At 31.5% G+C, this 21,394-nt stretch carries 18 protein-coding genes; 12 read left to right on the top strand and 6 right to left on the bottom strand.

Annotated features, from left to right (window positions below; translation table 11 throughout):
• Nucleotides 1-314: 314 nt before the first annotated feature.
• From RYO54_RS07025 to RYO54_RS07015, 3 genes are read right to left on the bottom strand one after another with little or no spacing between them, the layout of a single operon-like run.
• The gene (locus RYO54_RS07025; protein WP_315117015.1) at nucleotides 315-1,109 is read right to left on the bottom strand and encodes an ATP-binding cassette domain-containing protein; all 795 of its coding nucleotides are present in this window, start codon (nucleotides 1,107-1,109) and stop codon (nucleotides 315-317) included.
• On the bottom strand, nucleotides 1,093-1,977 hold the full coding sequence (locus RYO54_RS07020; protein ID WP_315117013.1) for an ABC transporter permease subunit: 885 nt from the start codon (nucleotides 1,975-1,977) through the stop codon (nucleotides 1,093-1,095). The genes RYO54_RS07025 and RYO54_RS07020 overlap by 17 nt, the downstream gene beginning before the upstream one ends.
• The gene (locus tag RYO54_RS07015; protein WP_315117011.1) at nucleotides 1,978-2,979 is read right to left on the bottom strand and encodes an ABC transporter substrate-binding protein; all 1,002 of its coding nucleotides are present in this window, start codon (nucleotides 2,977-2,979) and stop codon (nucleotides 1,978-1,980) included.
• A gap of 893 nt (nucleotides 2,980-3,872) precedes the next feature.
• On the opposite strand from RYO54_RS07015, the gene RYO54_RS07010 reads away from it, so the two are divergent.
• From RYO54_RS07010 to RYO54_RS06975, 8 genes are all read left to right on the top strand, one after another.
• The gene (locus tag RYO54_RS07010) at nucleotides 3,873-4,361 is read left to right on the top strand and encodes a GNAT family N-acetyltransferase (RefSeq protein ID WP_315117009.1); all 489 of its coding nucleotides are present in this window, start codon (nucleotides 3,873-3,875) and stop codon (nucleotides 4,359-4,361) included.
• Between the two features lie 726 nt (nucleotides 4,362-5,087).
• Complete coding sequence (locus tag RYO54_RS07005; RefSeq protein WP_315117008.1) at nucleotides 5,088-6,410, top strand: 2-hydroxycarboxylate transporter family protein; 1,323 nt, start codon at nucleotides 5,088-5,090, stop codon at nucleotides 6,408-6,410.
• A gap of 407 nt (nucleotides 6,411-6,817) precedes the next feature.
• The gene (locus RYO54_RS07000) at nucleotides 6,818-8,005 is read left to right on the top strand and encodes a hypothetical protein (RefSeq protein WP_315117007.1); all 1,188 of its coding nucleotides are present in this window, start codon (nucleotides 6,818-6,820) and stop codon (nucleotides 8,003-8,005) included.
• Nucleotides 8,006-8,075: 70 nt separating this feature from the next.
• Nucleotides 8,076-9,242: an amidohydrolase gene (locus RYO54_RS06995; protein WP_315117005.1), complete on the top strand. Its 1,167-nt coding sequence runs from the start codon at nucleotides 8,076-8,078 to the stop codon at nucleotides 9,240-9,242.
• Nucleotides 9,243-9,524: 282 nt separating this feature from the next.
• A complete protein-coding gene (locus tag RYO54_RS06990; RefSeq protein WP_315117004.1) occupies nucleotides 9,525-9,977 on the top strand; it encodes a hypothetical protein in 453 nt (150 codons plus the stop codon).
• Nucleotides 9,978-11,504 carry a sodium:solute symporter family transporter gene (locus RYO54_RS06985; protein WP_315117002.1) on the top strand — a complete coding sequence of 509 codons (1,527 nt, stop codon included), beginning with the start codon at nucleotides 9,978-9,980 and terminating at the stop codon, nucleotides 11,502-11,504. It begins immediately after the preceding gene.
• A 14-nt stretch (nucleotides 11,505-11,518) separates the two neighbouring features.
• The gene (locus RYO54_RS06980) at nucleotides 11,519-11,989 is read left to right on the top strand and encodes a flavodoxin family protein (protein ID WP_315117001.1); all 471 of its coding nucleotides are present in this window, start codon (nucleotides 11,519-11,521) and stop codon (nucleotides 11,987-11,989) included.
• Complete coding sequence (locus RYO54_RS06975) at nucleotides 11,965-12,129, top strand: hypothetical protein (RefSeq protein WP_315117025.1); 165 nt, start codon at nucleotides 11,965-11,967, stop codon at nucleotides 12,127-12,129. Before RYO54_RS06980 ends, RYO54_RS06975 begins: the two co-directional genes overlap by 25 nt.
• A 36-nt stretch (nucleotides 12,130-12,165) precedes the next feature.
• Here the strand turns inward: RYO54_RS06975 and RYO54_RS06970 are convergent, their stop codons facing one another.
• On the bottom strand, nucleotides 12,166-13,026 hold the full coding sequence (locus RYO54_RS06970; protein ID WP_315116999.1) for a cation diffusion facilitator family transporter: 861 nt from the start codon (nucleotides 13,024-13,026) through the stop codon (nucleotides 12,166-12,168).
• Between the two features lie 318 nt (nucleotides 13,027-13,344).
• Here RYO54_RS06970 and RYO54_RS06965 point away from each other — a divergent pair, with 318 nt between their 5' ends.
• The 3 genes from RYO54_RS06965 (at nucleotide 13,345) to RYO54_RS06955 (ending at nucleotide 16,844) form a co-directional block, all read left to right on the top strand.
• Nucleotides 13,345-13,635, top strand: a complete 291-nt coding sequence (locus RYO54_RS06965) for a hypothetical protein (protein WP_315116997.1) — start codon at nucleotides 13,345-13,347, stop codon at nucleotides 13,633-13,635.
• Nucleotides 13,636-13,971: 336 nt separating this feature from the next.
• The gene (locus tag RYO54_RS06960) at nucleotides 13,972-14,409 is read left to right on the top strand and encodes a helix-turn-helix domain-containing protein (protein ID WP_315116996.1); all 438 of its coding nucleotides are present in this window, start codon (nucleotides 13,972-13,974) and stop codon (nucleotides 14,407-14,409) included.
• Between the two features lie 95 nt (nucleotides 14,410-14,504).
• Nucleotides 14,505-16,844 (top strand): ATP-dependent DNA helicase, encoded by a 2,340-nt coding sequence (locus tag RYO54_RS06955; RefSeq protein WP_399549164.1) that lies wholly within the window; start codon nucleotides 14,505-14,507, stop codon nucleotides 16,842-16,844.
• A gap of 48 nt (nucleotides 16,845-16,892) precedes the next feature.
• Here RYO54_RS06955 and RYO54_RS06950 read toward each other — a convergent pair whose 3' ends face one another.
• Together RYO54_RS06950 and RYO54_RS06945 are read right to left on the bottom strand one after the other, a co-directional pair.
• The gene (locus RYO54_RS06950) at nucleotides 16,893-17,957 is read right to left on the bottom strand and encodes a 3-oxoacyl-ACP synthase (RefSeq protein ID WP_315116992.1); all 1,065 of its coding nucleotides are present in this window, start codon (nucleotides 17,955-17,957) and stop codon (nucleotides 16,893-16,895) included.
• 31 nt (nucleotides 17,958-17,988) lie between these two features.
• Complete coding sequence (locus RYO54_RS06945; RefSeq protein WP_315116990.1) at nucleotides 17,989-19,584, bottom strand: AMP-binding protein; 1,596 nt, start codon at nucleotides 19,582-19,584, stop codon at nucleotides 17,989-17,991.
• Nucleotides 19,585-19,896: 312 nt separating this feature from the next.
• On the opposite strand from RYO54_RS06945, the gene RYO54_RS06940 reads away from it, so the two are divergent.
• Nucleotides 19,897-21,336 (top strand): sigma 54-interacting transcriptional regulator, encoded by a 1,440-nt coding sequence (locus tag RYO54_RS06940; protein WP_315116988.1) that lies wholly within the window; start codon nucleotides 19,897-19,899, stop codon nucleotides 21,334-21,336.
• Nucleotides 21,337-21,394: the final 58 nt, after the last annotated feature.

Raw genomic sequence — 21,394 nt, 5'->3', positions numbered from 1 at the left:
GTTCTTATGCTGTGCATAACGGATGCTACGTCCCTGGATAAGTTCTTCTAAGCTTTAGTTGGAGCAAGTATTCCTTTTAAGCAAACTCCATCTGAAGCTAAGAATCACTTGATCACGAAAAATTTCATCCTTTGTAATTAAGTATATATACTTATTTGAATAATTGAAACCCTAAAGAGAAATAGATTAAAACTTTAATCTATGAAATATTTATATATTGCTCTATTTAATTAAGTTTTTCACCTTATATATGCATTTATTAAAATTAAAAAAATAAGGAGTAAAAGGTACTCCCTTCTACTCCTTGTTTTATATTAACCAAATAAAACTCGATCACTTAATGATTCTTTAGTTTGAAGATTATCAAAATGTGAAAGCAATTTATTTACTGTTAATGCTTTTTTCTTTTCTTCACGTATATCTAAAACTATATTTCCCTGATGCATCATTATCAATCTATTTCCCATACTTATTGCATGATTTAAATTATGAGTTACCATTAAAGCTGTAGTTTTATGTTCTTTTATAATTTCTCCAGTAATCTCATTAATTTTTTCAGAGGTTTTAGGATCCAATGCTGCTGTATGTTCATCTAAAAGCAATATTTCAGGTTTGCTCATTACAGCCATAAGCAATGAAAGAGCTTGTCGTTGTCCACCAGATAATGATCCTACCTTAATATTCATTTTATCTTCAAGGCCTAGATCTAATTTACATAGCATTTCTTGAAAAAAAACTATATTTTTTTTAGACAATCCATTAGTTAAATTAAATCTATTTCCTTTATTATGTGCCATAGACATATTTTCTAGAATTGTCATATTAGGGGCAACTCCTGATGACGGGTTTTGAAATACTCTTCCTATAATTTTTGAACGTTTGTGCTCAGGCATTGTAGATATATCTTTATTATCTAAAATAATACTACCATTATCTAGTTCTATTACTCCTGATATTATATTTAAAAGAGTGGATTTTCCTGCTCCGTTACTTCCTATTATAGTTATAAAATCTTCTTTCTTTACATTAAGATTAAATTTATCAAATATAACTTTTTCATTTACTGTATTATTATTAAAAGTCTTACATAAATTATTTATCTGCAACAAGAGCCCCACCCCCGACTGTAACTTTTTTTCTAAGTTTAAAATTAAATTTTTTATTATTTAAGGATAATGCTATAACTACTATAATTACAGTTATAAGTTTTAAATCTGTAGGCTGAAGACCTAGTTCTAAGGCAATACCTATTATAGATTTATATATAACTGAACCTAATATAGCCATAGTAGTTCCTTTTACTATATTAATTCTTTTAAATATTGATTCGCCAATTATAACAGTAGCAAGTCCCGTTACTACAATACCAGTTCCCATACCTACATCCGCAAATCCTTGATATTGTGCCATTATGGATCCTGATAAAGCCACTAATCCATTAGAAATTATAAGTCCTAGCACTTTAACCATATCCTTGTTAACTCCTAAAGAAGTCACTAACTGTTCATTATCTCCTGTAGCTCTAAGAACAAAACCCAATTTAGTTTTCAAGAATAAATCTAATATAATCTTTGAAGCTAATGCGAAAATAACTATTATAATTATAGGTCTGGAAACTGGTGTGAAAATAGTATCAATTCCAAATAGAGGAATATTGGATTTCCCCATTATCCTCAAATTTATTGAATAAAGTGCTATCATCACAAGAATACCAGACATAAGGTTAGTTATCTTCAATTTTACATGGAACAATCCTGTTATAGCTCCTCCTATACCTCCTGATATAAAAGCTAATAAACAAGTTGCAAAAGGATTTATAGCATTTATAAGGCACATTGCGGTAACAGAGGCACCTAGCGGAAAGGTTCCATCTACTGAAAGATCAGGAAAATCTAAAATTCTATAGGTTATATAAACTCCAACGGCCATTATGGAAAATATTAATCCTTGTTCTAGTATATTTATCAATATACTCATCTAATTAACACCTCCTGTAACCTTTTCACCCTTACTATCTAACTCACTAGGAATATCGATATTTAGCTTTTTAGCGGCATCGGTATTAATTATTAGCTGCATTTCATCTAAGGTTACTATAGGAATGTCCTTAGGTTCTTCTCCGTTAATTATATCAACAGCTATAAGCCCTGTTTGGAAACCAAGTTTGTAGTAATCAATACCATTAGTTGCTAATGCTCCAGACATAACATGAGCTTTTTCTGCACCTATTACTGGGATATTGCTTTTAAAACATTGGCTAGAAATTAATGGCATGGATGACGCTACTATATTATCTGTAGGAGTGTATAGCACATCAATTTTTCCAATCAAAGAATTTAGTGCTTGTGGTACATCATTTACATTAGTGATTCCTGCAGTTACAATCTCTAAACCAAATTTAGGTGCTACACTTTTAGCATTATTTACTTGGATTTCTGAATTATTTTCACTAGTATTATATAAAATACCTACCCTTTTAGCATTGGGTAAAATTTCCTTTAGAAGTTCAAATTGTTTATCAATAGAAATATTATCTGAGGTACCTGTAACATTTGTTCCAGGCTCTTTTATAGATTTAACAAGGCCAGCCTCCACTGGATCTGTAACTGCTGTTACTAAAATTGGTATATCTTTTGTTGTGTTGTAGGCTGCTTGAGCTGCAGGCGTTGCTATAGCCATTATCATATCCATTTTTTGAGATACAAATCTTTGTGCTATAGTTTGTGTTGTGGGAATATCTCCTTGGGCATTTTGAAGATCGATTTTTATATTTTTACCTTCTTCAAATCCTTTTGATTTTAACCCATCAATAAATCCTTCTCTTGTGGCATCTAGTCCCGGATGCTCAATCAGCTGTGAAATACCGATTTTAATCTCCTTGTTACCATTTGAATGTGTTTTATTTGGATTTGTACATCCTCCTAAAATAGACGCAGTTAATAACACTGCAAAAGCGATTTTTAGTCTTTTTACTACCATACTACCATCCTCCAAAATATTTATAGTTTTTACAAAATAAAAAACTCTCCTATAGGAGAGTTATATAACAAAAAAACATAGACTTATTTTAATATCTCCTACAAAACTACCATTTTACATAATTAAAATCTACTACATACAATAATATTTAATTTTTAATTAATCTTACAAATACTACATTAAATCTATCAAACTATTACTCTAATTTGCTACCATACTGCTATAATGTTCTACCATTCTACTACATAAGTCCCAAAATTGACTTGTAACTATTCTATGCTTATTTTTAAAGCTTGTCAATATATTTTTTATTTAGTGTAAATTATATGATAATACTTAATTAAAAAAAGGAAGGGAAACCCCTTCCTTTTTTAAAAGCATGTAAATTGACTTATTTGTCTAAGATCCATTCCAAAGAATACCCATCTGGATCCGGTCCATCTGAAGCCAGAAACTGATCTAGGACCTACAAAAGTAGGCCAGGCCCAGAAACCTCTTCCTCTCCTAGGCCATATAAAAGTAAATCTGCGGAGACAAGGTCTTATAGCACCAGGATCCACTGCGAATGCTTGAAATTGTGGCTGGCTTGGAGTAAATGAAGGTGGTGGGCCGCCAGGGGCTCCGCCTCCGCCAGGGCCTCCTCCAGGACCAGATGGTGGACGTCCAGGAGGGAATGGTTGGAATTGTTGGCGATAATATGCGCAATAAGGGCAGCGGTCCTCTACAGAACGGAAATCATCTCCAAAATTCATACCTAGATCATAATTGCAGTCGAAATCATCAATAAACATAAATACTCTCCTTTTAAAAGCTACATTATATATTATGCAATATGTTACAAAAAGGTTATACTAGATTTAGTTGGTAATTTTATTTTTACGAGGAGGAAGAGTATGGAGGATTTTAAGATCAGATTTGCTAAAGAAGAAGATACTAAATTAATTTTAAATTTTATTAATGGGTTGGCAGAATATGAAGAGTTGTCTAATGAAATGGTTGCTACAGAAGAAACATTAAAAGAATCTCTTTTTATAAGAAAGGCTGCAGAAGTAATTATTGGAGAATATGAAGGAATTCCAGTGGGGTTCGCGTTATTTTTTCACAATTTCTCTACTTTTATTGGTAAGCCGGGTATTTATTTAGAAGATTTATATATAAGACCTGAAATGAGGGGGAAAGGTTTTGGCAAAACCATGCTTTCATTTTTAGGAAAATTAGCTATTGAAAGAGATTGTGGAAGATTAGAATGGTCGTGCTTAGATTGGAATAAGCCATCCATTGACTTTTATAAAAGCATGGGAGCTATACCTATGGATGAATGGACGGTATATAGGGTTACAGGAGACACTTTAGAAAAATTGGGAGGAGATTTTACAGAGTGAAGAGCATAGTTCTTCAAATAGAGAGCTAAGCATGCAGTGAAGCCGCTCCAAGAAAAAGTCGCTATTTCATTACATGCTTATCTCTTTTGTTTTTTACAAAGATACTTTCTAAATTAAGCTATATAAGATTGGTTAACAATTATAAATTCTCACAAGTATATTTATATATCAGAAATAAGAACTGAGGTACATAGTGACGTCACTTCAAAAAAGACGCTCCTCCCACTATATACCTCAGTTTCTGTATGTTTTACACGTCTATTTTCAAGTATATAATTGTAACAAATTGATTTTTTAAATACTTATTTTTATAATTTCATGTTTAAAACTAAAAAAATGCTATGTAATGTGCACTATGCATTTGAGCAAAAGCTAGAAATTCTTAATTTATTTTAGAAGAATACCGTTAAGATGCTGTACATGTCTGACCGAAGGGGGTTTGTCAGCATTAGGGATTTTTATAAGATAAATTTTAGAAGTTCTTATTGTAGCGAGACAGCATAAGAAGCATTGCAGAGCATTTTTTATTTGTTAAACCTATAATTAGTTCTTAACTTTTATTAAAATCTATTTAATTAAAAAACTTTGAACATTTTTTAACTAAGTTAAATAAAAGACCAAAATGTAATATATAACCAAAATATATTTTTAATATTCATAATATTCTATAATATAGTTATATGAATCATCGTAGAATTAAAATTTAATGAAATGGGGGATTATAAAATGGCTAATAATAGCGTAGTGTCAAGTAAAGATGAAAAAGTAGTTCAAAAGAAAGACTACAAAATTATGGGGTTGTCTATACCTATGTTTTTTATTTTAGCAATTATTGTTTTAGCATCAGCTTATTTTAATGTATTGCCAAAAGGCATGATTGGCGCTCTTGCTGTGATGATGATAGTTGGAGCAGTACTAAATTTAATAGGAGATCATCTTCCTATTGTAAAGGATTACTTGGGAGGAGGGCCTATAGTTGTAATATTTGCATCAGCTGCCTTGGTTACCTACAAAGTTTTTCCTAAAGACACAATAGATATTATTACAAGTTTTATGACTAAAGAAGGTTTCTTGGATTTCTATATTGCAGCTTTGATAACAGGTAGCATACTTGGAATGAATAGGAAATTATTAATAAAGGCTTCTGTAAGGTATATTCCAGCAATTTTAGGTTGTGTTGTTTTTTCATTATTATTTGTTGGTATTGCAGGTGCATTAATGGGATATGGTGCAACTAAAGCAATATTTTATATTGGAATCCCTATAATAGGAGGAGGCATGGGAGCAGGAGCTGTTCCTCTTTCTAAGATTTTTGGCTCAGGATTCAATGTGGATCCAGCTCAAATGCTTTCAGTTATGGTACCAGCCGTTGCATTAGGAAATGCATTTTCCATAGTATTAGCAGGAATTTTAGATAAAGTAGGAAAGGGAAAACCTAAATTAACAGGAAATGGGAATATGTTAATAGATAGTACTGTAGAAGAAGTTAAAGAAGAGGAGGAAGCATTTGAACTAGATCTTGGCATAATGGGAAATGGACTTTTAATTGCACTTACATTTTTCTGTTTAGGATCTATTATAGCTAAGTTCATACCAGGAATACATCAATATGCCTGGATGATTTTGTCCGTGGCTGCAGCTAAAATACTAGGACTAATTCCTAGAAAATATGAATTGGCAGCGGCTCAGTGGTATCAGTTCATAGTTACTAATTTTACTTCGGCTTTATTGGTTGGTATAGGAGTAGCTTATACAGATTTAGGTCAAGTTATTGCAGCATTTAGTGGTCAATACTTAATATTAGTTATAGTTACAGTATTGGGAGCTGCATTAGGAGCTGGATTAGCAGGAAGATTAGTAGGATTCTATCCAATAGAATCTGCAATTACAGCAGGATTATGTATGGCTAATATGGGTGGGACAGGAGATGTTGCTGTTTTATCATCGGCTAAAAGAATGGGACTCATGCCTTTTGCACAAATATCTTCTAGAATAGGTGGTGCGATGATTTTAATTATAGCTAGTACACTGATAAAAATATTTTCGTGATATATAAATTAATATTAATTTTATAGGATTTTAAGAATTATATTAAATCTCTATATGTCTCATGATTCCAGACATATAGAGATTTTTGAAGGTTAAATGATTTATATTTTTATTTATTGAAGGAATTGAAAGTAGTAGAAGATGAAAGTAAATTGGAAAATATGCAATAAATATTTCATAAAAGTAAAAAAATAAATTTTTTGAAATATTTCTCTCAAATGGTTGACAAATTTTTATTGAGTGTGATAACATCTACAGTAACCTAGCTGGGGAAATTGTTTAAAACAAAATGTCTCTATATGCTTAATAAACATAGCATATAGGGGCTTTTTTATAAAAAGAAATTTAGTTATTATATGTAAATAATATAATTTATTTACAGGACGAAATTAAAAGGGGGCTTTTAAATGGATGGGCTATTAGCATTCACGGTATTATTTATCATTTTTGGTGTTGGAGATTTTATATCTTCTAAGACCAAGGCTATTTTTTCAACGATGTTTGTGTCTTCAACTATATTGTTGGTTGGTTTTTGGGTGGGGCTTCCTAAGACCATTTTCGATGATTCTATATTATTACCATTAGGATCCATAGTTATAGCAATTTTAATAACTCATATGGGGACACTTATGAGTATTAAAGAACTTAAGGAACAGTGGAAAACAGTAGTTATTGCTTCAGGTGCAATTGTAGGTATAGCAGTTTTTGTTTATATTGCGGGTACACCTATTCTTGGAAGAGAATATTCTATAGCGGCAGCACCACCTATAGCAGGTGGAGTGGTTGCTGGAATAATGATGGGGGAAGTAGCTAAGGCAAAGGGGTTGGAAACTATTATGGTATTTACCACTCTTTTGGTTGTTGTACAAGGTTTTTTTGGATATCCAATTGCCTCTATATGTTTAAGCAAAGAGGCTAAAAGAATTGCAAATAAATTTAAAACTGAAGAATATAATATATCAGAAAGAGAGATAGCTGCAGTTAAAGTAGAGGAGGAGAAAAAGTCTAAATATAAGATATTTCCTGATTTCCCAAAGGGACTGCAAACGTCGTCTATAATGCTAGCAAAATTAGGATTAGCAGCTGTTCTTAGCTCTAAGTTAGCTGCCCTAACTAACGGTGTTGTAAACAAGTACGTAGTATGTTTAATTATGGGAGTTCTCTTAAAGGAAATAGGTTTTCTAGAAGGAGATATCCTCACGAAATCTAATTCTTTTGGGATAGCTATGGGAAGTATACTTACAGTTATATTTGCAAATTTAGTAAATGCAACCCCGGAAATGGTAACTAAATTATTGTGGCCTTTAGTGGTAAGCTTAACTTTAGGAACAATAGGTATAGCTTTATCAAGTATTCCTTTGGGGAAAGCTCTAGGGTTAAGTAAGGAAATGTCATTAGCTATAGGTATTACCGCTTTATTCGGTTTTCCGGGCACTTTCATTATATCTCAAGAGGTTGCCAATGCAGAAGGAAAGACTGAAGAAGAAAAGCAGTATATTCTAAATGAAATTTTACCTAAGATGCTTATAGCAGGTTTTGTAACAGTAACTATAGCATCTGTAGTTTTAGCTGGAATAATGGTAAACATGCTTTAATTTTTTAGTATTTTGCTTTAGTAATGCATAACTGTACATTAAAATATATTAATAAAAGGGGGATTTATTTATGAAAACATTAGAGTTAGCTAAAAAATATTATGATTGGATGGTAGATATAAGAAGGGATTTTCATATGCACCCAGAACCTTCTTTTAGTGAATTTAGAACATCTAAAAGAATAAGAGAAGAATTAGAAAAAATGGGTATTAAAGTTCAGAACCCATGTGAAACAGGGGTATTGGGAATTCTTAAAGGTAAGAAAGATGGAAAAGTAGTTGCTTTAAGAGCTGATATAGATGCTCTATCCGTTAATGAAGAAACTGGACTACCTTATAGTTCTAAAATACCTGGTATGATGCATGCTTGTGGGCATGATGCTCATGCTTCTATGTTATTAGGTGCTGCCAAAATACTATCAGAAATGAAAGAAGAGATAAATGGAACAATTAAGTTTATATTTCAACCGGCAGAGGAAGTAGCTGGTGGTGCTAAAAAGATGATAGAGGGAGGGGTATTGGAAAATCCTAAGGTAGATATGGTTTTTGGAATGCATATATGGTCTGATGTTCCTGTAGGTCAAGGCAATATCCAGTCGGGACCTATGATGGCATCAGGAGATAGGTGGAAGTTGATTATAAAGGGGAAATCTTGTCATGGATCTTCACCATGGCAAGGAGTAGATGCTATTACTTGTATGACTGCTGTTTTAAATGGGCTTCACACAATTGTTACAAGAGTAAATGATATAAGAAATCCTATAGTAATAAACGTTGGTAATATCAATGCAGGAGAGCGATTTAATGTAGTTCCAGGAAAAGCTGAAATTATAGGTATGAACAGAGCTTTTACAAAAGAGACTAGAGAAGCATTGCCAAAGTGGATGGAAGATATGATTAAGAGCACTTGTGAAGCGTATGGATGTGAATATGAATTTACCTATGATTGTATCTGCAGTCCAACTATTAATGATGAAAATACTGTAAAGTTTGTAGAAAAATCACTAGCTAAAGTTATGGGATTGGAAAATCTTATACCTATGGAAAAGGTTATGGGTTCAGAGGACTTCTCTGAATATGCTGAAAAAGTTCCAGGAGCATTATTGTTCCTAGGAGGAAGAAATGAAGAGAAAAAATGTTGTTACTCACATCATTCTAATTTTTTTAATATAGATGAGGATGCATTACCGCTAGGAGCAGCTAGTTATGCTCAAGTGGCATTGGATTATTTGGAGTAGGTTTTTTATAACCTACTCCTCTTATATGTTACATTGATATAAATTTATATGATTTTTGTAACATGTAAATTTATACTGTATCACATGTGTTACAGCATAAAAATTATTTTAACTTACAAAATTAAAAAGCTATAAATTAATATATATTGAAAAGTCGGAAAATTATTGAAAAAAACATATACACTATTCCTCGTGAGAAATGTATACTGCAAAATACTCTCTTGGCACGGCAATTGCTTTAATAATAGTTAAAGTTTAAGTGTTTTAACGAGGAGGTTTATCATGGAATTAGGTAATAAAAAAACTGGAATCATGCTAGTTATTACAGGACTTTGGGTATTAATTACCTTATGTGCATGGAAAGGACAGTGGTTTGTAAGTTTAATTGCCAGCGTAATATTAATGCTTCTTTACATGATGCTAGGGGCAGCTAAAAATGGAAAATTAAATATGAAATTTTTTGTGACAACCCTGCTTTCCTGGTCAATTTTATGGGCTGGGGGATTCTTTCTATCAAAATATTATGCAGATATTTTTGCGGGGAAGATGCCTGACTTTACAATTTTGGGATTCCACCCTTCTTTTGCATTTACCATACTGACTTATTGGATAGGAGGAATGTTGACTTTAACTTTAGGGCTGACAATATTTGCTGATCTTTGGTTATCAGATGAGGATTGGAATAATTTTAAAGATAAGATTGAGTCTTTAAATTCTCTAAAGGAGGAATGTTAAATGTCAGCGGGAGTTAAATATTTAATTGTTGGTTTCTCATTAGTAATGATAGTCATTTCTTTTGTAATTGGCTTAGCTTCTAGGGATAAGGCTTCAGATCCTCAGTCCTTTTTTGGAGGAACGGCTCTCTTTGGTCCGTTGGTGGTAAGCTTATCTACTTTAGCGGCAGTTGAAAGTGCCTTTGCCATAGTAGGGGTACCTGGTACTATTTACTCCTTTGGAAATACTATGACTTTATGGATGTTATCCTCTTCGGCTTTTTCTATGGCCTATATTGCTATAGGTAAAAAAATCAGAGCTATGGCTGAAATTGCACCAATTGCAACTCTGGGAGATATATCGGACTTAAGATATAATGGCCATAATGGTATAAAAATAACACTTTCAATAATATTATTCATAGGTTCTATAGCATATTTAGCATCACAAATTAGTGCCTGTTCAGCTCTTTTTGCTCACCTACTAGGTTGGAAACCTATGGTTGCTGGTTTATTCATATTTGGAATACTTACAGCATATACAGCTATAAGTGGTGAAGTTGGAGGAGTATTAACTCAAGCATTTCAAGGGCTGATAATGGTAGTAGCTGGCATAATAATGATATTTGCATTCTTTTCAATTACAGGTGGATTTAAAGAAGTTGTAGAAGTAGTATCAACTGCTGGGAAAGTAACGGGGATGGTGGATGGTAAAGAAGTAACAAAACAATTTATTCCTGAAGCTATGAACGCTTGGGGAACATTACCAGGGTCCATAGCTTTAACCTGGATGTTTATACCTATATTAGGAACCATGGGGCAACCGCAAGTTTTAACAAGAATGTATGCGCTTAAGAACCCTAAAGATATGCCAAAATTAGGTTTATACGCGGCACTTGGCCATATGGTGGTGGGATTATTTGCTGTAACTATGGGATATACTGCTTTATATTTAGTAGGAAATGGCTCCATACCTCCATTAACTAATGGTGATAATTCAATATTTGCTGTAGCTGACTATGTTGGAGTATATGCTCAATTATTTGTATATGCAGCGGTGCTAGCAGCCTCTATGTCAACTGCCAGTATGTTTTTAACACTATCTGCTACCATAATTTCAAGGGATATACCAAATGCTTTAGGTAAGAAAATTGAACCTAAAAAACAAATTGCCCTATCAAGAATTGCAACCTTTATTATTGGTATATTATCCATTATATTTGCTTTAACTAGTGGAGAAGCAGTGGCCATACTTGGAACTTTCGGCTGGGGAACGTTGATGTCTGCTACATTCCCAGTGTTTATAACAGGGCTACTTTGGAAAAGGGCTAGTAGCCAAGGAGTATACGCAGGATTGATAACTGCATTAGTATTAAATGTACTTTCCTTATATTTAAATAGTACTAGCTTTAAGTGGCCAGGGGGCCTTCCGTGGTATGTTAATGTAATAACAGCTTCTATGCTTGTAACTTTCTTAGTTTCCTTGTTCACAAATGGAGCTACAGGAAATGACTTAGACAAGAGGGTAGAAGCAGTAATTGATCTATAAGGAGGATAATATTTATGAAGGTTATTGGAATTTGTGGAAGTCCAAGAATAGGAAATACAGAATTTTATATTAATTTAGTATTAAATGATTTAAAGGAAAATGGTTTTGAAGTAGAATTAATTAGGCTTAGGGATAAAAACATAGGTCAGTGTGAAGGTTGCTATAAGTGCATAGAGAATAAAAGGTGTGTAATTGAAGATGATTTTCATGAAATATTTGATGAAATGGCACAAGCTCATGGAATAATTGTGGGTTCTCCCGTTTATAATGGGTCAATAACTCCAAGGCTAAAGGCTCTACTAGACAGAGCTGGATTTTCGGGACGTTGGGTAAGTAATAATTTAAAAACAGAGGATGGTAAATATCAGTGGGGGCAAATGCTATTTTCAAATAAAGTCTTTGCTCCAATTACTGTAGCAAGGAAAACAGGCCAAACTTTTGCTCTAGCTCAGTTGTCACTTTGGCTACTGTCAATGATTTTATAATAACGGGCTCTAACTATTGGACAGTAGGTACAGCGGGGACTTCGGGAAGTGTAAATGCTAATGAAGATAGTGAGGGTATAAGTATAATGAAACATTTGGCTCATAATATGAATCATGTTATTACAAAATTAAATAGTTAAGTAATTAAAATAGAGTAGGATTTAATCCTGCTCTATTTAGCTAGGTAGTATATATACAGAACAATGTTTTATATTTTCCATATTACTTTCTATGGTATTATGAACTAACTCCGCGATCTTATGTCCTTGCTCTATGGAAATACTTTTATCTACACATATCCCTACATCAGCATAGATTTTATTTCCAAATATTCGTGTTTTTAAACTATTAACTTTAATAACTCCCTCTATATCTGAGCTGAGTTCTCTTATTCTATCCATTATATCATTGCTTGCAGTATGATCCACTAATTCTTTAACAGCTTTTAGGTAGTATTCTACTCCTACTTTAACGATAATTATACAAACTAATATTGCTGCTATAGGGTCTAATATTTTAAAGCCCATGCGAGCACCTAATATTCCTAGGAAAGTAGCTATGGACGAGATGGCATCAGATCTATGGTGCCATGCATCTGCTTCCATAGATGTGCTTTTAATTTTTCTAGCAATCATTAAAGTGTACCAATATAGACACTCCTTTACTATTATAGAAGTAGCTGCGGCAATTAAAGCTATTTTTCCAGGTGAGCTTAGGTTTCCTCTTATTGAATCTATCACTCCTTTATATCCTATTGAAACCCCTGTAAGTATAAGTAATAAACTAATGATTTTAGTAAATATAGATTCGAATTTCTCATGACCGTAGGGATGATTTTCATCTGCCTCTTTATTGGACACTTTCAAGCCTATAATAACTACTAAGGTTGTAACTATATCAGCTAAACTATGAACTGCGTCTGCAAGCATTGCTGTACTTTTACCTAGTATAGCTCCGGCAAATTTAAATAATGATAATACTAGGTTTATTCCTATAGAAATCCAAGAAGCTCTGGTTCCTATTTTTACATTCTCCATTTCAACACCTCTCAATTGATAATAATATGATATTTAAACTTTAATTATATTATATGCAACGATGCTGAAAATGACAACGTTTATTTAAAATTATTATGGAATATTTTTACTGAATACCGTTATCAATTGATAATGAAAATCCTTTTAAGTTTCATATAAAAGAAAAAAATCATAATGTAGATAATATCATAAATTTTAAAAATATAATTATAAAACATGAATTCAAATTTTTTAAGTAAAAGTTAAGATTTTAATAAGGTTATGGTAAGATATATTCTTTATAATGTAGTTATAAAATGAAGCAAGGGGGAATATATTGTGGTAAACTTACTTTTATTTCTCTTATTTGCCTTAATTACCACGGTTACAGTTGAGTGTCTTGTTAGAGATATATATTTTAAGGATGGATGTAGAAAACACTATTATAGAATATTGAAAAGCATTTATAATATGTTAATTATTATATTTATTTTCCTTCATAGAAATTATATATTATCAATGAATGGATTCGGTGGAATACTATTTTTTAGCTGTGGAATAGTTGCTGTAGTTAATATTTTTTATATAGCTAGAGATGCAAAGGTATTGAAAGAGGAGAATGCACTATAATCAATGGGGAATAAAATATTACATATAAAAAAGACATGCAATATCACACTGCATGTCTTTTTAACTTTATAAATCTAAAGGCTAAAATAACAATCAACAGAAGACCGATATTTGGAATGAATACATTATTATTTATGATTAGATAAAATATATTTTTTGACACATCCGATATATCCGTTCCTATAATGTTAATTAATATTTTACGCAATAAATAAAAACGATTAGGAATTAATGAATAAAGTATAGTTAATATTATGGATATATAAAATAATAAGTAATTATAAGTTATATATGTTATAATAAAATGTAATATATTGGGATTTGGAGGATAATATGATGGATATTAAAGATATGAAAGAAAAAATAATATATTGTTTGTTGGGGTTTTCCATAGTCTTAAATATCTACACTATAAATTTAGTTCTAAACTTTAGAGATAACATGGCAAATAGTTTATCTGATTTAAATATTGAGGTAATGCGTACGCAAAATGATGTAAATAGAGTAAGTAATTCATTAAATGGACAGGGAAGAAAAGTCGATGAATACATGACAAAAGAAAAGATGACTAAAGATGTTATGTCTAGATATGAACTGGCAGAGTATTTAAATATTTCTATATACAAACTTTGGGAAATATTGGAGGATAAAGAATCTAAAATACCTTACGTTTTAGTAGATGGTGAGCATAGATTTTCTAAGGATAACATAGATAAATGGTTAGCTTCAGTAAAACATATAGATACTTACAAAAACATTCTCCCATCTAAATAGATAGGAGAATATTTTTTATCCGATTTAAGCAAACTCCATCTGAAGCTAAGAATCACTTGATATGATATAATAGAACTAATTTTAATAAAAGGCTGATGATTATGAGTAAAGAATTTAAGATTTCAGTAAGAAATTTAGTAGAATTTATAATGAGATCTGGTGATATAGATTCTACTTTTATAGGAAATAGTAGAGCTCTAGAAGGAACTAGGGTTCACCAAAAAATACAAAAGAATAAAGGGGAAAACTATAGAGCGGAGGTTTCTTTAAAATATACCTTCGCTTATGAAGATGCACTTATAAGTGTGGAAGGAAGAGCCGATGGAATTATTGAAGAAGAGGGAGAAACAATAATCGATGAGATTAAGAGTACCACAAGGGATTTAGAAAGCATAGAAGAAAATTACAACCCGCTTCATATGGCCCAGGCAAAATGTTATGCATACATATATGGAAAGGAAAATGACCTAGAGAGTTTAAAGGTTCAGCTTACCTATTGTAATGTAGAAACAAAGGAGATAAAAACTATAATTGAAGAATACTCCTTGATAGAATTGGAAGAATTTTTTAATGATTTACTAGATAAATACTATGTGTGGATTCAATTTGAAAAAGAATGGAGCCAATTAAGGGACTCTAGTATAAAAGCATTATCTTTTCCCTTTAATGAATACAGAAAAGGTCAAAGAGAGTTAGCAGTAGCTGTATATAGAACCATACAAAATAAAAAGAATATTTTTCTGCAGGCACCCACAGGAGTAGGTAAAACCATATCCACAATATTTCCTACTATAAAAGCCATGGGTGAAGGCTTGGCGCATAAGATATTTTATTTAACAGCTAAAAATATAACCTCTTCTGTAGCTTTAGAAGGTATTGAATTAATGAATGAAAAGGGATTATCTCTAAAAACCATAGCTATTACAGCGAAAGATAAAATTTGTTTTAAAGAAAAAACTATATGTAATAGAGAACAGTGTGAATATGCTAAGGGCCATTATGATAGGGTAAATGAGGCCATATTAGATATATTAAAAAATGAAGATTTAATAGATAGAGAAAATATTCAGCTTTATGCTGAAAAGCATAAGGTTTGCCCTTTTGAATTTTCTTTAGATGTGTCTTTATGGGCAGATATGATTATATGTGATTATAATTATGTATTTGATCCTAGGGTATATTTAAAAAGGTTTTTTGATGGCAAGAAAGAAGATTTCGTATTTTTAATCGATGAAGCACATAATTTAGTAGACAGGGGGAGAGATATGTTCTCTGCCTCATTAAATAAAGAGGATTTTCTTAAAGGGAAAAAGATTACAAATGAAGTTGGGAAAAAATTATATAAAAAATTAGATAAAATCAACTCATACTTTTTAGAACTAGGAAAAAAATGTGATGAGAAGGGGTATTTAATATTAAAGGAAGATCCTTTAGAGATAGCTTCCATGATAAGAAGTACAGTGGAAGAAATGGAAAAGTGGTTAAAGATTAGGGATAACTCAGAAGAATATGAGCATATTTTAAAATTATACTTTGACTGTTTAGCTTTTATAAGAATAAGCGAACTATATGATGAAAACTTCATAGTTTTTTCAAAAAAACAAGGAAGGGATATAGTATTGACCTTGTTTTGTTTAGACCCATCTAAGCTTTTAAGAGAGGGTATAGAGAGAGGAAAAACTGGAGTTTTTTTCTCTGCTACATTAACTCCAATAAATTATTTTATGGATGTATTAGGAGGAGATAAGGAAGATTATATAGTTAGAATCCCATCTCCTTTTGATCCTAGTAAAAGAAAGATAATTATTGCAGGAAATATATCTACTAGATATAAGCATAGAGATATTAGTGTAGATAAAATTGTAGAGTATATTAAAGTTTTTATGGGAACTAAAAAAGGAAATTATTTAGTGTTTTTTCCTTCCTATACTTATATGGAAAAGGTGCTTGAAAAATTCAGAGAATATGATGACGAAATAGATATAATTTCTCAAAACTCAATAATGAATGAGAAAGAAAGGGAAGAATTTCTAAATAAATTTCAAGAGAATCCAGAGAAAACAATGATTGCCTTTACGGTTCTTGGAGGAGTGTTTTCAGAAGGGATAGACCTAAAGGGAGAAAGATTATCAGGAGCAATAATTGTAGGAGTAGGGCTTCCACAGATATGTTTTGAGAGAGATATAATAATGAACTACTTTAATAGTAGTAAGGGAACTGGATATGAATATTCTTATGTATATCCAGGAATGAATAAGGTTCTTCAAGCTGGGGGAAGGGTTATAAGAACAGAAGAGGATAGAGGAGCTATTTTACTAATAGATGATAGATTTATAAGTAATGCTTATAAAAATTTATTTCCCAGGGAATGGAGAGATAATATTACAGTATATAATTCCAAAGATTTAGAGAAGATATTATTAAGTTTTTGGTGAAAATGAAATAGTAAATAAGGAAGTGATTTAACACTTCCTTATTTATCATCATCCCCATCTAACAGCGGTGGCAGCCCAAGAATATCCGGTTCCTGACCCTAGCATAATAACTAAATCTCCATCTTTAATTCTTCCAAGTTTTAATGCTTCATAAACTGAGATGTAAGCATCTGCAGATTGCACATGACCAAAATTATTAAGAATAAAAGATTGTTCTTCTACCATATCAAATTCCTTTAATATTAGATTTAATATTGAATTCTTCATGAAAATAGGGGCTAGAAAATCAATTTCATTTTTTTTATATCCACTTTTTTCAGCGGCGGTTCCTATTACCTTACAAAAGTTAGATAAAGAAATAGGATCAAGCCTTTCTTTCATATCTTGAGGATCTGCTACATCTAATCCTAAATAACCTACGCAATTTCCTTTTTTCTTTTCTTCTTCTGCTAACATGAAATCTTTAGTTATAAATGAAACATTGTTGTAGTTTGCATTTCCTACATCGTAAACTGCAACGCTATCAGCAAAAGAACCATCAGTTATGAGGTGAGATTCTAATATTTGATTTTTTTCATATCCTTTTGTTATAAGGCATGCTGCTGCACCATCACCAAAGTTAAACATAAATCTTGCTCTTGGATTTCTATAATCAATTAGATCAGATTCTTTTGTTCCAACCACTAATAATACATTTTTTATATCAGATTGAGTGATCATAAGGCTTTTAGCAAGCTGCAAACATAATGCTCCAGAGGAACATAAATTATGGACTTCAAAGGTTTTAGCATTTACTGCGCCTATTTTATGCTGTATGTGAGCGGCACAATTATAGAGATAATAATCTTTATATTCACTACCATGATATATTATGAGATCTATATCTTCAGGATTTATCACATCTTCTATACAATCTAAGGCTGCTTTTGCACACATATGGGATACAGTTTCATCATTTGCTGCTTTATGTTTTGATTCTATTCCAAATTTATTTTTTATTACATCTTCGGGAATTCCGCTTAGTTTAGAAATTTCTCTATAGGTTTCTATTTTTTCAGGATAATAAACTCCAATACTCCTAATACCGATGGGTATATTTAAAAAACTTTTCATATCCAATCTACTCCCTTCTTTTAATTTCAAATTAGTCTTCAGCTTTTCCATATTTGTTTATCACATCTTGTGAAACTATTTTGCCAACAGAATTTTTGGGAACTTCATGGACAAAAGTTACATACTTTGGTACTTTATATTTGGCAAGCTTGTTATTTAAAAATGCTATAACGTCTTTTTTCTCTAAATTCATATCCTTTTTTAAAGATATTACTGCCTTTCCAACTTCACCCCATTTTTCGTCTGGCACACCTATAACACAACATTCGTGTATTTCATTCATTTGGTAGAGAACTCTTTCAATTTCAGCAGGGAATACATTTTCTCCTCCGCTTATATATATATTTTTCTTTCTACCTACAATATATATAAATCCTTCATCATCCATTCTTGCCATATCACCTGTATATACCCAGCCGTTCTGTAAAGTCTTTTTAGTTTCCTCTTCATTTTTCCAGTATCCAGAAAATATCTGAGGACCTGTAAATATTAATTCACCAGTGCTACCCGATTCAAGCTCCTGGTCATTATCATCTACTATTTTTGCAGTTGTAAAGTAAAAGGGTTTTCCAACGGAAGCATGTTTTTCTTTGATTTTATCGAAATCAATAAAATTAATTGGAGTGCCAAGATTCATAGGTCCTCCTTCAGTTAATCCATAGCCAGCACAGATTTTAACACCCTTTGCCCAAAACTTCTCCATAACTTGAATAGGGGTAGGTGCAGCACCAGACATTACCCATTTAACTGATGACCAGTTTGTTGTATTGAACTCAGGTTCTTCATACATCATTCTAAATATAGTTGCAGCTCCAAAGACATAATTTGTCTTGTAATCATTTATAACTTTTAACGAAAGCTTTGGATCAAAATCTTTATTTATTAAAAGTTGTCCACCAGCTAAAAGTAATCCCAAAGTAAGAATGTTCCATCCCCCAGTATGGAATAATGGAAGCAACAGGTGAACCTTGTCCATGGGGGATAATCCCCAATCTGTAATATTGTTTATGGCATTAAAAAGAACAGCTCTATGGGAGATCATTGCGCCCTTTGGTAGTCCAGTAGTACCTCCTGTATGTATTAGCAGATAGATATCTTCTAAATTTAAATCCCTACATCTCACAGGAGTAGTATTTTCATACATCATTAAATCTTCATAGCTCATGTTATTATAATTAGAAGTATTGAGGCTATTGAAACTATTGTCAGTGTTATGGAGAGTAATATATTTGTTTATAGTAGTAATGTTATCTTTTAGTTGTTCTACTATAGGTGAAAATAAGTCTTCAAAGAATAATACATTAGGTTCTTCTGCATTCATAAGAAGTGTAAGTTCTTCAGATGAAAGTCTTAAATTATAAGGTACAAATATTGCTCCTAATTTACCACATGCAAACACGCCATCAAACATTTCTATTCTATTTCTGGATATAAAGGCTACCCTATCACCCTTTTTTATACCACATTGTTCCGACATAAAATTGGCTAGTCTGTTAGCGCGGTGATTTAAGTCTTTAAAAGTATAAGTAATGTTATTATCTAAATCTAAAATTGCCTCTTTATCAGGACTTAGTTTTGCTCGATTTCCTATTATATCCCCAAGCCATTCAAATTCTCTTACTAACATAATGCAACCTCCTAATATTAATATAGTTAATTTAATAAAGTTTAAATTTTATTACATATTTCATTTTCACAATATATAAAAGCAAAATATATGCCAATGTGTAAAAACTTTAATATAGTCTTAAACCACAGTGCATAACACTTATTTAATATCTAAATATTTTGAATTCGTAACATATTGATACGGTATTTGAAGTTTACATATGTATCATTGGTTAGCATAGATTGTAAAAAATCTGTTACATTCACATCATTTTAAAGGAAAATTATACAATAAAAGAGAATATACTGAAGTAATAAGTGGGGTGATTATATGAGTGAAATAATAGATACAAAGCTTACGGAAGAAGAATTTAAAAATCTTTTCGTTTCCACCATTTCTTTAATTTTTAATCAAATGCCTATACCAATAAACTTTGTTGATTCAGATTGTAATGAAATATTTATGAATAAAGCTTTTCTTAACTACTTAGGACTTGAACTTGAAGATGTAATAGGGAAGCATATAACGGAAATAGATCCTTTTGTTAGACTTCCTATAGTAGTTAAAACTGGTAGGGCAGAGATAGGGCAAAAACATAGATTTAAAGATGGCCGTGAAGTTATAGTTCATAGATTACCAATATTCTATGGGCAAAAGATTATTGGTGGAATAGGTATTATATTGATAGATGATTTAAACTACCTCTATGATTTAGCTATGGAAAGCAATTTAATAAATAAACTTAACCCTCATAAAAAGAGTAGAGCAGTAGACGTTTATAAAGCTAAATATACCTTTGAAGATATATTTACTCAATCTTCAGAGGGGAATAGCTGTAAGTTAAGAGCAGAAAAATATGCTAAAACGGATTTTACCGTTCTTATCACTGGAGAAAGCGGAACGGGAAAGGAATTGTTTGCTCACTCAATACATAATCATAGCAATAGAAAGGAAGGGCCTTTTGTCAGTATTAATTGTGCATCAATTCCTAAAACCCTAATTGAATCAGAACTTTTCGGGTATGAGGAAGGTTCTTTTACTGGAGCTAATAAATCTGGTAGGGTGGGTAAATTTGAAATAGCTAATGGGGGAACTATTTTTTTAGATGAAATAGGCGATCTCCCATTGGATATGCAAGCAAAGCTCTTAAGGGTGCTACAAGAAAATGAAATACAAAAGATAGGAAGTAATAAAATAATTAATGTGGATGTAAGAGTTATTGCTGCCACTAATTGTAATATAATGGAGATGGTAAAGGACGGGAAATTTCGTTCGGATTTATTTTATAGATTAAATGTATTAAATCTTAATATTCCACCACTTAGAGAAAGAAAAGAGGACATAAAACTATTAATTGAACACTTTAATACAGAATTATATCAAGATTTTAATATATGTAAAAAATTTAATAAGAATGTTATAGAAGTATTTTTATTGCATAAATGGCCAGGCAATATAAGAGAATTAAAAAATGTAGTTACAAGTAGTGTTGTGAATGCTTTAGATGATATTGTAGAAATAAAAAATATACCACAATATATAATGGATGACTTAGATTTTCAAGAAAGCAATTCTGAAGAAGTACCTGAAAACATTAAAATATCTATAGATAATAATTCATTAACAGATGCTGTTTATAAGACAGAAGAAAAGTTGATAATTGAAACTCTGAAATCTTGCAATTTTAATAAGACAGAAGCTGCAAAGAAACTAGGAATATCAAGAATGTCTTTATATAGAAAATTAAAAAATATACAGCTTGAAAGATAGAAACTGTACACCTTGAAAAGTAAAATTATAAGTATATAGTAATATCACTATATACTTA

The sequence above is a fragment of the uncultured Clostridium sp. genome, assembly GCF_963515715.1.
Classification (GTDB): domain Bacteria; phylum Bacillota; class Clostridia; order Clostridiales; family Clostridiaceae; genus Clostridium_AW.
This window is presented reverse-complemented; position numbering and strand designations above follow the sequence as displayed.